This is a genomic window from Microvirga tunisiensis, from assembly GCF_009296175.1.
Lineage (GTDB): Bacteria > Pseudomonadota > Alphaproteobacteria > Rhizobiales > Beijerinckiaceae > Microvirga > Microvirga tunisiensis.
Genome location: NZ_VOSK01000983.1, coordinates 1 through 579, shown reverse-complemented (window position 1 = coordinate 579; position 579 = coordinate 1). Strand labels below are relative to the sequence as shown.

General features: G+C 63.4%; 1 protein-coding gene. It reads right to left on the bottom strand.

Annotation, left to right across the window (positions count from 1 at the left end; translation table 11 throughout):
* Window positions 1–52: 52 nt before the first annotated feature.
* Window positions 53–579 (bottom strand): alpha/beta fold hydrolase (locus FS320_RS44850; RefSeq protein WP_152718825.1); only part of this gene is annotated, 527 nt, incomplete at its 5' end.

Below are 579 nucleotides of genomic sequence, written 5' to 3'. Positions count from 1 at the left end.
GACTGCCGGATTGAACGGCGCTCGGCTTAAACTTCTAAAGAACAACGCGCGGCTAGGCGCGCGCCTCTTCTCCAAGTTTCTGTGCGGCTCGCTCTACCGCACTGGCGACGGCATCGGGAGCCAGGTGATGGACCATGTGGCCGAGCCCCGGGAGCGCGATGAACTCGCTCTGTGGCAGTTCCCGATGCAGGCGCTGCGATTGCCGGCCGACATCGGCAATCTGATCATCAGCGCCTGTGATGATCGTGACCGGCATCCGCAGCTCGCTGTAGTGAGGCTGCAGCTCCATCACTGCGGGAGTCATGAGGGCTGCATCCTCAGCCGCGGCGCGCAGCTGCGACGGCCGGAGCATCAGCTCCTTAGGGAACTGCCTCTTGAACCGCTCCGGCACCTTTGCTGGCGCGAACATTTGTTTGATCAAGCCCGGCAGGATGGCCCGGGCAACCAGAGGAGAGATGGTGTAGCGCATCGCGTCGCCGATCACGGGAACAGCCGGCGGCGAGAACAGGAACGTGTCGGCTCGCAGCGTCGGGTAGTAGTAGCCCGAGGCAAGCACAAGGCTTTGAACAAGCGACGGGC